This window comes from Flavobacterium arabinosi (assembly GCF_048158725.1).
Lineage (GTDB): Bacteria > Bacteroidota > Bacteroidia > Flavobacteriales > Flavobacteriaceae > Flavobacterium > Flavobacterium arabinosi.
The window spans coordinates 126088-141195 of the sequence record NZ_JBLNKX010000008.1 but is presented as its reverse complement, the minus strand read 5'-3'; the positions used below and the strand labels follow the sequence as shown (position 1 = coordinate 141195).

The following is a 15108-nucleotide window of genomic DNA, read 5'->3' as shown; positions in this document are numbered from 1 at the left end:
ATGATCAAGGGATTAGTAAGTTGCTTGGCTTTGTCGGCAATTTTAGCAGTAAATGCACAAGGGCAATCATTAAAAAATGGAACAGAAAAACAAATTGTAAAAGTTGATTTTGATTTTTCGCAACGAAGAGTTGAAGAAGTGAATGACACCAATTATAGTTCTTGGACGATAAGCGAACAAAAACAAGCCGAGAAATCTTTCAATAACCTAACCTTCAAATTGAAAGGAAACTTTAATGCAAAATGGTACAAGGTGGGAATGAATGCACCGTTTTACAGCAAATTAGCCAGTGATGGTTTGGCTACAGCCGAAAATTTGGAATTGGTTATCAGTGGACTAAAGGCAGGACAACATTCGCTGCTTACTTTTCACAACACCTTTGACAAAATCGAAGGTAAAACATTCTCGCCGGTAAAAATTTACGTGAATGATAAATTGGCGGAAACCGTTACGCCAAGTAATCGTTCTAATTCCAAAATAGAAACTGCGACGGCTTATATTTTGTTTAATGCTGAAGCAAACAAGGATGTGGTGATTCGTTTTGAATTGGATGCAAAATCAAGTGATTTTATCCAACAAATGGTAATCAATGGATTTGAAATTGATACTCCAAATTTGAAAAAACAATCGCATACGCCAAAGCCTGAAAATGCCAACGAACACGTGGTGATTGACAACAATTTGATATTGAATTGGGAATCTGCCAAAGATGCGGTGGCGCACCAAATCTATTATGGAACGGATAAAAAAGCGGTTTCAAATGCCACCGAAAAATCTCCTGAATTTAAAGGAAAATTAACCGAGAACAAATTTGATCTTGGGAAATTGTACAGCGGAACAACCTATTACTGGCGTGTGGATGAATTGGATGCAAAAGGAAATGCAACATTGGGTACGGTTTGGTCTTTCAGGCCGGCACAATTGGCTTTCCCAGGAGCTGAAGGTTACGGTCGTTTTGCCGTTGGAGGAAGAGGCGGAAAAGTTATCGAAGTGACCAATTTGAATGATAGCGGTCCAGGCAGTTTGCGCGATGCCGTTGATCAGCCTATTGGCGCAAGAACAATCGTATTTAATGTATCGGGAAATATAAAATTGGCTTCAAGATTAGTGGTGAATCAACCTTATGTAACAATTGCTGGGCAAACTGCTCCGGGAGAAGGAATCACGATCAGCAGAGCACCTGTTGGACTTACAGGAAATGATGGAGTAATCCGATTTTTGAAAGTTCGAATTGGCGGCGGAACTACTTACGACGGAATGGGACTTACGGGTGCCAATCATAGTATTATTGACCACTGTTCTATCAGCTGGACAATCGACGAATCTTTTAGTTCTAGAGGATCGCACAATATTACCCTGCAACGCACTTTGATTTCAGAAGCCTTGAATGTTGCGGGTCACGATAAATATCCGGTAGGAAAAATGCACGGATATGCCGCTACTATTGGTGGTGATGTAGGTAGTTTTCACCATAATTTATTGGCACACAATGAAGGCAGGAACTGGAGCATTGGTGGAGGATTGAATGGTGATGGTTTTTACGGAGGACGATTGGATATCCGTAATAATGTGGTGTACAATTGGGGACACCGAACTACAGATGGTGGAGCCAGTGAAGTGAATTTCGTCAATAATTTTTATAAACCGGGAGTTTCAACAAAAATTTTTGTGGCGCTAAATGCACAAATTGAAGGTGTTGGAAAAGGAAAACAGCAATATTATTTTGACGGAAACGTGATGCCGGGTTATTTTAATGAAAAGAATCAAGATAAAGGGAGAAAGTTTACAATATCTAATAAAGCGATTGTGGATTATCCGGTGTTTTTGCCAAAACCATTTTTTGAGTCGCATGTAAACACTCAAACTGCACAAGCAGCTTACAAAGATGTGCTTTCGGATGTGGGAGCGAATCAGCCTTTCTTTGACAAACACGATGTTCGAATTGTTGACGAAACTTTGAAAGGAACTTTTACTTATAAAGGAAGCAAAAGCGGTTTGGGAGGTATGATTGATAACGAAGCAGATGCTGGAGGATGGCCAAATTTTGCAAATGAAAAACGTGCAACAGATTGGGATACCGACCACGACGGATTGCCAAATTGGTGGGAAGAAGCAAAAGGATTGAATGTAAATTCGGCTGCGAATGATTTTTCGGAAGCTAATTTGGATAAAGACAAAGACGGTTTTACCCAATTAGACGACTATTTAGATTGGATGGCAAAACCTCACTTTTTCATCAATTCAGGTGGAAAATTGACATTGGATGCCAAAGATTATTTCAAAGGATACGAGAAAAAACCAGTATATACTTTCTCTGATGTTGCCAACGGAAAAGTAGTTTTGAAAGGCAAAGAAATTCAATTTACGGCAAGCGAAAAAGGATTCGCTTCTTTTATGATTACTGTTAAAGATGCTGATGGAGATTCAATGAGTCGTGCAATAAATTTCTTCGTTAAATAAAGAAGCAGTACAGTAGAATCTGCCAAATCTGCGTGAAAAAAATGGGCACGCAGATTTAGCAGATTTTCGCAGATTCAAAAAATAAAAATCTATTTTATCAGCGTTATAATTTTTTATAATATTTAGAACTAATTAAAGATGAAAAAGAACATCATTCTATTATCGGCCATGCTTTTTTCGACAGCTTTTGTGGCTCAAAACAAAGGTTTGGTAGCCAATTCTGAAAGTCCTTATTCTAAATTGCAAAGTGTGAATTTGCAAGATGTATCTTGGACAAACGGTTTTTGGAAAGAACAATTTGATGTAGAAACCAAAAACACTTTGCCGTATATGTGGGATTTGTATCATAACGATTCTATTTCTCATGCCTACAAAAATTTTGAAATTGCAGGGGGTGAAAGTAAAGGAACTTTCAAAGGACCATCCTTTCACGATGGGGATTTTTACAAGATTTTTGAAGGAATGGCGGCTACATATGCCATAACCAAAGACAAGAAATTGGATGTAGAAATGGACAAAGCCATTGTGCTTTTTGCGAAAGCACAACGCAAAGACGGCTACTTGCATACTCCTGTTTTAATCGACGAACGTTGGGGAACTTTGGGGCCAGAAGAAGTAAAAAAACAATTGGGTTTCGAGAAATATAATATGGGACATTTAATGACTGCAGCTTGTATTCATTATCGTGCCACTGGAAAAACCAATTTTTTGAATATAGCCAAAGGAGTAGCGGATTATCTATATGATTTCTATAAAAAAGCATCTCCAGATTTAGCTCGAAATGCTATTTGTCCTTCACATTATATGGGAATTGTCGAAATGTATCGCACCACGAAAAACCCAAAATATCTGGAATTGGCCAATAATCTGATTGATATTAGAGGAACTACGAATGACGGAACTGACGACAATCAAGACAGAATTCCGTTTAGAAAACAGACCACCGCAATGGGACACGCCGTAAGAGCCAATTATTTGTACGCTGGCGTGGCCGATTTATATGCCGAAACTGGAGAAAAAAAATTATTGGATAATCTAGAATCCATTTGGGATGATGTAACATATCGAAAAATGTACATTACGGGTGCGTGTGGTTCTTTGTATGACGGAGTTTCTCCAGACGGGACTTCTTATAATCCTACAGATGTGCAGAAAATTCATCAGGCTTACGGAAGACCATTTCAATTGCCTAATGCTACTGCTCATACAGAAACTTGTGCCAATATCGGGAATGTTTTGTGGAATTGGAGAATGCTACAAATTACGGCCGATGCTAAATATGCCGATATTGTAGAATTAGCATTGTACAATAGTGTGCTGTCGGGAATCAGTTTGGAAGGAAAGGAATTCTTTTACAATAATCCGTTGAATGTTTCCAAGGATTTACCATTCAAACAAAGATGGAGCAAAGAACGCGAGGGTTATATTGCTTTGTCGAATTGTTGTGCGCCAAACGTCACTAGAACAATAGCCGAGATCAGCAATTACGCCTATAATCTTTCGAAAGAAGGCGTGTATGTGAATTTATACGGCAGCAATCATTTGAATACGGTTATGTTAAACGGCGAAAAATTGGAAGTGGAACAACAAACCAACTATCCTTGGGATGGAAAAATTGTATTGAAAATAATAAAAGCACCAAAAGAGGCACAAGCATTTTTCTTGAGAATTCCAGGATGGAGTCAAGGAACTTCAATTTCAATTAATAATAATAAAATCAGTGATGTTATTGTTTCAGGTTCTTACCAAAAAATTGTGCAAAAATGGAAAAAAGGAGATGTCATCGAATTGAATATTCCTATGCCGGTAGAATTGATGCAAGCCAATCCGCTTGTTGAGGAAATCAAGAACCAGGTAGCTGTTAAACGTGGCCCAATAGTTTATTGTTTAGAATCGGATCAACTTCCTGCGAATACCAGTGTAAATGATGTTCTATTGAATGTCAATTCTAAATTCACCACAGATTTTATTAAAATTGACAATCGAAATTTACTCAGCATTAACGCCAGTTCGTCTGTTACTCCGGATAATTCTTGGAACAAAAAATTGTACCAACCCATTCCTAAAGAAGAAGGTAAAACTTATTCCATAAAATTAATTCCGTATTTTGCGTGGGGAAATAATGGCAAGGGTGAAATGTCAGTTTGGTTGTCGCATTAATATAATTTTAATCTTTGTCAAAGTTTTGAACTTTGACAAAGATGTCAAAATGATTAAAATGTGATTTTTATAAAATAAACTGAATGAAAAAAATAATGGTTTTCCTATTGCTACTGGCAATTGCTGAAACGCAGGCTCAGGAATTTATGCCACTTTAGATATAAGGCAAGCACGGAAAATTTGCTTGGGCCAAATCCATCTGTGGAATTAATCAAAAAATACTCGTTACAGTTTCAGGTAAGTGATTATACTCCGCTAACTTTCATTGCACACGCTTTAACGACAAGACAGTATCTCCAAAAAATAGTCTAATGTTTTATGATGCTTTGTTGTCAAATCAAATTACTTCGAGTCTGCATATGTTCAATCAAGGAGGCCATGCAATTGCGCTTAGGAATAATCCCGGATCAACGAATTTATGGACAAGCCTTTGTGAGCAATGGCTTATGGAAATAAATATTTTGAAAAACTAATAAACACAATTTAACCATGTAGAAATCAATGAAAAGTATTTTAATCTTATTTCTGTCATTAAGTTCCATCTTATTATCAGCGCAGACAACCGACAACTTATTCGAACTAACAGTTGCTCAAGATGGTTCTGGAGATTTTAAAACTATACAAGAAGCTATCAATAAAGTGAGAGACCATGCTGAAATACGCGTGATTATTGTTGTTAAACCGGGTGTTTACAATGAAAAAGTAGTCATTCCTTCTTTTAAAAGAAATATTACCTTAAAAGGATTGGACAAAGAAAAAACCGTGATTTCTTATAACGATTACTCTGGAAAACCCTTCAGGGGAATTGATTTGACTGGAAACACAGAATTCAGTACATACACTTCTTATACCTTATTGGTTCAGGGGAATGATTGTTCAATAGAAAATCTAACTGTAGAGAATACTTCTGGCAAAACAGGCCAAGCAGTTGCTTTGCATACTGAGGGCGATAGACTAGTTGTGAAAAATTGCTTGATTTTAGGAAATCAAGATACCTTATACTTGGCAAAAGGCGGAATAAGAAATTATTTCGAAAACTGCTACATCAACGGGACAACTGATTTTATTTTCGGAGCCGCAACAGCCTATTTTTATAACTGTACTATCGAAAGCCTGACCAATTCTTACGTTACGGCAGCATCAACCACTCAGTTGGACAAGTATGGATTTGTATTCGTGGATTGTAAACTAATTACAAAAGACGCTAAGGTAAACCAAGTTTTTCTAGGAAGACCGTGGAGACCTTATGCACAAACGGTATTCATCAATACAGAAATGGGAGCGCATATTCTTCCCGATGGGTGGAACCCTTGGAAAGGCGACAAGAATTTTCCCGACAAAGAAAAAACCGTCTTTTATGCTGAATACGGAAGCAAAGGAGTAGGAGCAAAAGATTTATCAAAAAGAGCTTCTTGGTCACACCAATTAAAAAAATCAGATCTTAAAAAATACGATTTGGATAAAGTATTGAACGGTTGGAATCCTAAAAAATAAAATAAATAGTAAGAACAAAGTCTTTTTTAAGGAGCCACTTTTGCTCCTTTTTGTGTAGTTTCGATAAAAGCTCTGGCGTAGATAAAACCCTATTCTTATAACAATTTACCAGTTATCATTGAACCTGTATTTAAAAAGGACACTATCAATATAATTAAATATGGAGCAAAATACTATGGGACTTCATTGATATCAAAGCCATAAACGATGCCATTTTAGCTTGTAGTGCCAAAGGAGGCGGGCGTGTTGATTCCGAATGGATTTTGATTAACTGGCTCAATACAGTTAAAAGGTAACGAAAACCTGCATTTAGAAAAAAATGCGCTTTTGCAATTTTCTAAAAATTTTGATGATTACAAAATTATAGGAGGTAATTATGAGTAATTGCTTTTTTCTCCATGCTAGTTTTAAGCGCATTTGGTTTAAGAAATAAGGTTGCTACAATTTACTAAATCGGATATTCAACGGTAGCTAATTATTCTTTAAAGGATAATTACGACAGCAGAAGATTTCCATGGTAGTAGGGGAGCAAGTGTTTTAACTTTTTTTCAGTGATAATACGCATTTTATAAGATGCTGCTAGCAGTATTTATAGTTTTGTCATTTAATTTTTTTTGAGGCTAAAACAATTGTGACTACCAGTTTATTAATTTAGTTCTGTCTATTATTTTGTTGACAATAATAATTAGAGAAATTATAATTTTTCGGGTTTTAGTTCAGTAACAATCACAATAGCTTTTCGAATAAAAAAGAGTCCTGATTTAACTTGGACTGTTTTCTTATTTCCCTTTAAAATATGAGTAGGAACACCTAAGAATATGTATACTAATTCATTTTTTTTTTTGATTTAGTATATTTTATTCGTCAGTTTTTTATTAATATGATTTATTTATTACAATTTTTATTTGATAATAGCATTAAAGCAGGACGGTACAGGACAGTTGCAATGTTTTAAGATTATATATTTGGGCCATAAATAATAAATGTCTTTTTGACACTTAACAATTACGTTGAAATTTAACATCAATTGAAGTGTTTTTTCCGTAATTTTATTCAGATTCGAAAGGCAGTTTTATTAACTAACTAACTATTAACTAATTAACTAAAGAGCACTTATGAAACAAACGATCGCAAAGAGATGTGGTTTAATTTTGTTTGCACTAATGAGTTTTTCGAGCTTTGCCCAAAAAACTGACCAAGAAAAAATTGTAACCGGAAGCGTAATCGATTACGTTGGAGGAGCAGTTCTAGGAGTAAATGTAAATGTAAAAGGAACAAAAAATGGAGTGGTTACGGACTCTAATGGACATTATGCTATAAACGTAAAAAAAGGAGATATTCTTTCATTTGCTTACATAGGAATGATTAAAGTAGAAAAAACAGTTGGCAACGAAGCTGTTATTGATGTTACGATGAAAGAAGATGCATCTGAACTGGAGCAAGTAATTGTTGTAGGTTACGGTAAGCAGAAAAAGGCGCATTTAACAGGAGCTGTTGCAAGCTTAAAAATGAACGAAATTGAGGATTTGCCAACTGGAGATTTGGGTGTTGCTTTGGCAGGACGTGTTCTGGGTGTTGGAGTTTCAGGCGGTTCTGCAAGACCAGGGAATAAATCGACTTTGAAAATACGTAATCCGATGACATTCTCAAAAGATGGTGGTAATGACCAGCCTTTGTATGTTATAGATGGAGTTTTGCAACTTGATCCTCAAGGGAAAAGTGATAGTACTTTGTTTGATAACTTAGATTCTTCTGAAGTTGAAAGTATTTCGTTCCTTAAGGATGGTTCTGCTGCTGTTTATGGATCTAGAGCCAGTCAAGGTGTGGTTTTGATAACTACTAAAAGAGGTAAAAAAGGACCTACTAAATTTACTTATAGTGGTACTTATGGTACGAACGACTCTACTTATCGTACAAAAATGATGAATGCGAATGATTTTGGAAGATATATTAACACGATGAATGGGCCTAATGGTGCTAATGCTACAGCTCCAGATGCAACTAAATTCTTTTCTGATGATGAGCTTGCGTTTTTCAAAACTATAAATTATAATACTTTAGATCAAGAATGGTCTCCTTCGTATACTATGCGCCATAATATTAATGCTAGTGGAGGTACTGACAGGGCTACTTATTTTGCAGGAGCCTCTTATTATAAACAAAATGGTAATTTAGGAACTTTAGATTATAATAAATGGACCTATAGAGCGGGTGTTGATGTCAATTTATCCAGTAATCTGAAAGCCGGTATCCAGATTTCTGGTTTCAATTCAGATCAGACAAAAACGTTTAATAAGATAGGAACAGAAAACGAAGAAAATGATTATATCACTTTGTTGACTGATTTACCTTATGTCCCTCAATACATCAATGGAAATCCAGTGGAGCCATTGGGAAATAATGATGCTACAACTAGATATCACTATCAGGAAATTCAACGTTTGAATAACTTAGCTACTACCAAGGCGAGTACGATGACACTTAATATGTATGCTGAATATGCAGTTCCTTTTATTAAAGGGATGAGTGTTAAAGGGGCATATGCTCGTAATATGGGTAATGGTAGAGGAACACAAGTAGGTACTGGTTATACTTTGTATCAATATACAGGAACAGGAACAAATGGCCATATTTTTGATGACAATGCTATCTTAAAGAGTAGTAAATTCTATACAAATGGAGATCGTTTGTATTTTGCTAACTCTAATTCTTTGTCAGTACAATATAGTTTAAACGCTTCTTATGCGCGTGATTTTGGGAAGCATAGTATTAGTGGTTTAGTTGCTATCGAAAGATCAGAGTCAGAGGGTACTAAGGAAGTTGTTTTTAAAGCGGGTCCAATACCTGCCACAAATGGTCAATTTGGTTCGGCTTTTGGTGCAGTAGATGGAAGTACTGAGAGAAATGAATCCGGTTCATTAGGATATATTGGAAGATTAAATTATGCGTATGGAGAAAAATATTTAGCTGAAGTTCTTTTCAGATCGGATGCTTCAACCAAATTTGCTCCTGGAAATTATTGGGGTAGCTTCTTTAATGTGTCTGCAGGATGGATTATATCTAAAGAAGATTTTTTCAAATCTAAAGTTGTTGATTTCCTAAAGGTTAGATATTCTATTGGAAAGGTTGGAAAAGACGATACTAAAGCTTGGTTGTGGAGACAAAGATATACGTTTCAAAATGGTCAAGGTGGTGTTTTTGGAGGAACGTCAAACGTTGGAGCATCTACAGGTATGAAAATGGAAGCGTCTCCTAATCCTAATGGTACATGGAGCGATGAGTTGAAAACTGATTTTGGTTTAGAAGCTAAATTTCTAAACAATAGATTATCTTTTGGAGTAGATTCATTTTACAATATTGGTACTGATATTCTTATGGAGCGTACTGGAAACGTACCTTTTACTGTTGGAGGAACCGTAGCTTCTGAAAATTTTGGAAAAGCAGATTTCTTTGGATATGAATTTGAATTAGGTTGGAATGATAAAATAGCAAAAAAAGTAAGTTACGGTATAGATCTTCGTTTTGGATGGTCAGATAACAAAATAATTCAGAGTAATTTTAATGCTGCTGATATCTTGCTTCCTTGGAACGCTAAACCGGGTCAGTCTAGTGATAATGGTCAATGGGGTTACGATTATATGGGTATGTTCCAAACACAACAAGATGTAACAGATTATGTAACTAAATATAATATTAAATCTGTTTTTGGTACACTAGCTACAGCACTTAGACCAGGAACTCTTTATTATAGAGATGTTAGAGGTGCTTACTTGGGTAACGGACAGTTTGCTGCTCCAGACGGAATCATTGATGTAAATGACCAAGTTCAATTGTCTAAAAGAAGATCAACTAAATACGGTGCGGGTACTACTTTAAAACTTGGGTACAAAGGATTTAGTATCAATGCTGTTGTAGGTGCTTCATTTGGTGGAGGATGGTCTGAGATTGATACTAATGCTAGAAAACCTTTGAAAGCTACTATAAGTTCTAATACGGTTAATAAGCCTGAGATTTGGAATAATATTTATGATCCAGTTCTTAATCCAACCGGTACAATGCCAAACCCTTACTTTAGTGCTATTAACATGGATCCAACATCTACTTTTTGGAGAGTTGATTCTTTTAGTTTAAATTGTAGAAATATTACAATTGCATATGCATTGCCTGAAAAAGCGTTAACTGCTATGAATTTAAGTTCTTGTAAACTTAACTTAGTAGGTTTGAATCCGTTTAATCTTTATAATCCTTATTCCTATAAAAATGGTAGTGGAGCCTATGATGTTTATCCTACTTTACGTACGATATCATTAGGACTTAATGTTGGATTCTAATTAGTGATCAATCAAAAAAATAAAGTTATGAAAATAAAAAATATAAAAAAGATAGGGTTGTTTACAATCGTAACAGCTTTTTCTCTAGTGAGTTGTAATGATGATTTCCTTGCTGAGAAAGAAGATTTTGGAGGAGTTAATGAACAGGTTTTTCAAGATCCTTCATTAGCTACAGCTTATGTAGATTATATCTATAAATCCATTTTGCCTCCGGATAATGCTGCCGCTATGACTTGGGATCTTGCTGCAGGTGGTGGGGATACCTTTAGTAGAACTTCAGATGAACTTTTTGGAGAAACTAATTATAATAAGGTTTATGCGTCATTAAATGCAACAACCAATTCCCTTCCCTATTTAGGGACAAGAATGGGTACAAGTATTGCAAATAATACATGGACTAGAATGAAACAAATTAATATTTTCCTGAATGAAGTTGATAAATATACAGGAATAGATGATGCTAAAAAAAATCAACTGAAAGGACAATTGTATTTTTGGAGAGCTTGGCAATATTATGATATGGTGAAGTTGTATGGTGGTGTTCCGTTGGTTTTAACGGCACAGAACCCTATTTTAGATGCTGCTTCAGATAGTCAAATTGCAAGAAGTTCTACATCTGCATGTATCGAACAAATTGTTGCTGATTTAGATATGGCTAAATCATTATTGCCAGTAAAATGGGTTAACGGTGCAGATTGGGGTAGAATTACAAGTGGTGCCGCTGCTGCCTTCAAAGGTCGTGTGTTGTTGACATGGGCGAGTCCACTTTTTAATCCAAATGATGACGTTCAACGTTGGCAACGTGCTTATGATGCTAATTTAGCTGCAAAAACACTTTTAGAAGCGAATGGTTCTGGACTTTTTGCTGTAGGTGGAACTGCTAATGGTAAAGCTTGGGGTGATATGTGGTTTACAGAAGCTAATAATCCAGAAGCAGTAATTGTTTACGGTTTTAATAATTCAGTTACAGATCAAATTAAGAGAAACAATGGTTGGGAAAAAGCATGTCGTTCTAAAGAAATTACAGGAGGTGGTTCTGTAGCTCCTACTAAACAAATCGTAGATGCGTTTCCAATGGCAGATGGTACTAGTATTGTAGGTAATGCATCCTATAATCCTGTTTTATTTTATAAAGGCAGGGATCCAAGGTTTTATAAAACGTTTGCATATAATGGTGCAACTTGGGGTTATGCTGAAAAAACTACCTTTAAACAATGGACTTATGCTTATACAAAAACAGGAACTGCTTCTGCTACACCAGCAACTTTTACTGAAACATTAGGAGATAATAAAACGGCTATTTATTTGAGCAAATCGACTTCGCCATCAGCAAGTATTGCTAATAGTTTTGCTTATAGCGGAACTGATTTTATGGAAATGCGTTTTGCCGAAGTAGTATTGAATTTAGCGGAATGTGCAATTGGGATTAACAAATTATCTGAAGGAAAGGATTTAATAAGAACCATTAGAGTTCGTGCTGGTTTAGTTGTTGGTTCTTCTGATTATGGTTTAGCTAATGTATCTTCTAGAAATCAACATTTTGCAGCTGTTCTTAATGAAAGAAAAATAGAATTAGCTTACGAAGGAAAACGTTTTTATGATTTAAGACGTTGGAAACTTTTTGATGCTAGTGCAGGAACTACAGCAAGATTAGGTGTAACTCCTATAAATGGTACTAGAAGAACTGGTTATTATTACATAGCCAAGAATACTGCTGGAGCTAGATTTGTAGGACCATTAGATCCTTTTTTACCTAATGCAGCTGGAGTTGCTCCAATAGTTAATAGAGAGCCTGTATTCCCATACACTATCCCGGCAACAGGAAAACTACCAGGAACAATTATTGCTAATGAAGCTTTGTATTTAGAATATCTGTATACAAATTATTTCGAGATAGTAGAAAGAGATAATATAGAGGCGACTACTCCTGCTAACTGGTCTTTTAAGTGGTACAACGAATATTATTTCTTTGGTATTCCACAAGGTTTATTAGATACAGCACCATATTTGAAACAAACAAAAGGTTGGGGTGGAGATTTCGATCCTCTTCAGTAAAATAGTATTAAAAAATTAAAAAAAAACCAATCACCTGTATCTAAAATGCAGGTGATTTAGTTTAAAATATCATTATAATTAAAATTAACATGAAAAAGTCCCTATTTATTTTAGCACTTCTATTTGTAGGAAATGCTAAATGTCTAGCCCAATACCCATCTCTTTCTCCTGAAGTTCAAGCAAAATCCAAGGTTATTATGGATGATGCTTCGAAGCGTTCCGATGAGGCTTGGGAAAAGGCCAGTGTAATTATTGAACAAGAAGCCAAGCAAGGAAAACCATTCATCCCATGGGCGTCAAGACCAAATGATTTGCCACAAGCAGAAATACCTGCTTTCCCGGGAGCCGAAGGTGGAGGGATGTATACCTATGGAGGTCGAGGCGGAAATGTTTATATCGTTACCAGCTTAGAAGATAGAGGGCCAGGAACCTTGCGTGAAGCATGCGAGAAAGGTGGAGCAAGAATCGTCGTTTTTAATGTTTCAGGAATAATTAAAATTATAAGCCCTTTAATCATACGTGCTCCTTATATAACTATTGCAGGACAAACAGCTCCTGGTGATGGTATTTGTGTTGCAGGAGAGTCAGTATGGATAAATACTCACGATGTAGTTATAAGACATATGCGTTTTCGTAGAGGAGAAACTTTTGTAGGTCGTAGAGATGATGCGATTGGAGGTAATCCAGTAGGAAATATTATGATAGACCACGTTTCTGCCACTTGGGGATTAGACGAAAACATGTCAATGTACAGACATATGTATAGTCCGGGTGCTGGTTATCCAGACGAGAAGAAAGGTACAGTAAACATTACCATTCAAAACAGTTTGTTTGGAGAAGCTTTAGATACTTACAACCATGCATTTGGTAGTACTTTAGGAGGAGAGAATTGTGCTTTTATTAGAAATATGTGGGCCAATAATGCTGGCAGAAACCCTTCAATCGGTTGGAACGGTATTTTCAATTTTGTAAATAATGTGGTATTTAATTGGAGCAATCGTTCTATCGATGGTGGCGATTATACAGCAAACTATAACATTATCAATAATTACTTCAAACCAGGGCCTGTAACCAATTTAAAAGAGCCAATCAGTTATAGAATTTTAAAACCAGAATCAGGAAGAAGTAAATTATCTTACATGGTTTATGGTAGAGCGCACGTTGTGGGTAACATAGTGGAAAATAACGCAAAAGTGACCAAAGACAACTGGGATGGCGGCGTTCAAATCGAAAATAAAAAAGGAGAATTGATGACTTACGAAGAGTCTAAACCGTATTTCGATAAAATGAATAGCAACAAACCCTTTCCAATGCCTTGGTTCAAAAACATATTGACAGCAGACGAAGCCTATGATTTTGTACTTAAAAATGTAGGAGCCACTTTGCCAATAAGAGACAAAGTTGACGAAAGAATCGTAAGAACAGTAAAATCAGGAGTTCCTGAATATGCCAAAGGATTGGAGTCAAAAAAATTCTATCAATTCGAGCACAGACGTTTGCCTATGGATTCTTATAAACAAGGTATCATCACCGATATTTCACAAGTAGGCGGATATCCAGAATACAAAGGAAAACCATATCTAGATACCGACAAAGACGGTATGCCAGACAAATGGGAGAAAAAATACGGTTTAAATCCAAATGATCCATCTGATGCCAAAGGAGATTTAAACAACGATGGCTATGCCAATATTGAAGATTACATCAATGGTGTAAATCCTGCCATAAAAGTAGATTGGAAAGATTTAGCAAACAATAAAGAGACTTTAACAAGACCTTTGTTAGATTAATTTATAAATATTTTAGAAAGCATTCTTATTTCGTAATACAAACTATGAAATAAAATGCTTTTAAAAATTAATAGAATAATGAACCCCCCAAAATTCAATATTATGTCAATCAAAAATTTAAGTCTTAGCCTATTATTTATGCTGCTTTCACTTTGTAAAGTTAGCGCACAACAATATCAAGATCCAGAATATATCAAAGTTACAAATGAAAGAGCAGTTAAAATTGTTGCTAAATTAGCCTTGGCTAATACCGAAAAAGAAAAAGCTGTAACCAATATCATTGCGCAACAATTCCGTGATTTAAGTAAAATTCAGGATGGAAGAGATGCCGAAATTGCAAAAGTAAAAAGCAGTGCTTTATCAAAAGAAAAACAAAACGAGAAAATTGATAAACTAAAAGCGGGAGCCAATAAATCAATTGATAAACTGCATAAATCGTATTTAAAAAAATTAGGAACTCAATTAAATGCAGATAAAATCACCGAAGTTAAAGACGGAATGACTTATGGTGTTTTGCCAATTACTTACGCAGGATATCAAGATATGCTGCCTAATTTAACTAAGGAACAAAAAGAATACATTTATAAAAATTTGGTTGAAGCCAGAGAACAAGCTATGGACGGTGGTTCTTCCAAAGAAAAACACGCTTGGTTTGGTAAATACAAAGGAAGAATCAATAATTATTTATCAAAACAAGGCTACGACTTAAACAAAGAAAGTACTGATTGGCATGCACGCACAGCAGCACGAGAAAAGGAGAAATCAAAAAAGTAAGTTGCCAAATTTTATAAATTCTAATTCTTAACAACGATTGTAAT

General features: G+C 35.7%; 7 protein-coding genes. All 7 read left to right on the top strand.

The features are described from left to right. The 7 genes from ACM55K_RS15475 to ACM55K_RS15445 all read left to right on the top strand — a co-directional run bounded on the left by ACM55K_RS15475 (position 1) and on the right by ACM55K_RS15445 (position 15064). Positions 1 to 2460, top strand: coding sequence for a pectate lyase family protein (locus tag ACM55K_RS15475; protein ID WP_416851173.1), 2460 nt, complete (start codon positions 1 to 3; stop codon positions 2458 to 2460). Between the two features lie 138 nt (positions 2461 to 2598). Continuing rightward, positions 2599 to 4620, top strand: a complete 2022-nt coding sequence (locus ACM55K_RS15470; protein ID WP_416851172.1) for an aceric acid hydrolase — start codon at positions 2599 to 2601, stop codon at positions 4618 to 4620. Between the two features lie 501 nt (positions 4621 to 5121). Next, positions 5122 to 6114, top strand: a complete 993-nt coding sequence (locus ACM55K_RS15465; protein ID WP_416851171.1) for a pectinesterase family protein — start codon at positions 5122 to 5124, stop codon at positions 6112 to 6114. 1115 nt (positions 6115 to 7229) lie between these two features. After that, positions 7230 to 10445 carry a SusC/RagA family TonB-linked outer membrane protein gene (locus ACM55K_RS15460; RefSeq protein ID WP_416851170.1) on the top strand — a complete coding sequence of 1072 codons (3216 nt, stop codon included), beginning with the start codon at positions 7230 to 7232 and terminating at the stop codon, positions 10443 to 10445. A 27-nt stretch (positions 10446 to 10472) separates the two neighbouring features. Next, positions 10473 to 12500: a RagB/SusD family nutrient uptake outer membrane protein gene (locus ACM55K_RS15455; protein WP_416851169.1), complete on the top strand. Its 2028-nt coding sequence runs from the start codon at positions 10473 to 10475 to the stop codon at positions 12498 to 12500. Between the two features lie 89 nt (positions 12501 to 12589). Continuing rightward, positions 12590 to 14290 carry a polysaccharide lyase gene (locus ACM55K_RS15450; protein WP_416851168.1) on the top strand — a complete coding sequence of 567 codons (1701 nt, stop codon included), beginning with the start codon at positions 12590 to 12592 and terminating at the stop codon, positions 14288 to 14290. Between the two features lie 102 nt (positions 14291 to 14392). After that, positions 14393 to 15064, top strand: coding sequence for a DUF3826 domain-containing protein (locus ACM55K_RS15445; RefSeq protein ID WP_416851167.1), 672 nt, complete (start codon positions 14393 to 14395; stop codon positions 15062 to 15064). Positions 15065 to 15108 lie beyond the last annotated feature (44 nt).

Bases quoted from the DNA above. Each gene is read 5' to 3' on its own strand.
- ACM55K_RS15475 (WP_416851173.1), top strand. From the start codon at position 1: ATGATCAAGGGATTAGTAAGTTGCTTGGCTTTGTCGGCAATTTTAGCA.
- ACM55K_RS15470 (WP_416851172.1), top strand. From the start codon at position 2,599: ATGAAAAAGAACATCATTCTATTATCGGCCATGCTTTTTTCGACAGCT.
- ACM55K_RS15465 (WP_416851171.1), top strand. From the start codon at position 5,122: ATGAAAAGTATTTTAATCTTATTTCTGTCATTAAGTTCCATCTTATTA.
- ACM55K_RS15460 (WP_416851170.1), top strand. From the start codon at position 7,230: ATGAAACAAACGATCGCAAAGAGATGTGGTTTAATTTTGTTTGCACTA.
- ACM55K_RS15455 (WP_416851169.1), top strand. From the start codon at position 10,473: ATGAAAATAAAAAATATAAAAAAGATAGGGTTGTTTACAATCGTAACA.
- ACM55K_RS15450 (WP_416851168.1), top strand. From the start codon at position 12,590: ATGAAAAAGTCCCTATTTATTTTAGCACTTCTATTTGTAGGAAATGCT.
- ACM55K_RS15445 (WP_416851167.1), top strand. From the start codon at position 14,393: ATGTCAATCAAAAATTTAAGTCTTAGCCTATTATTTATGCTGCTTTCA.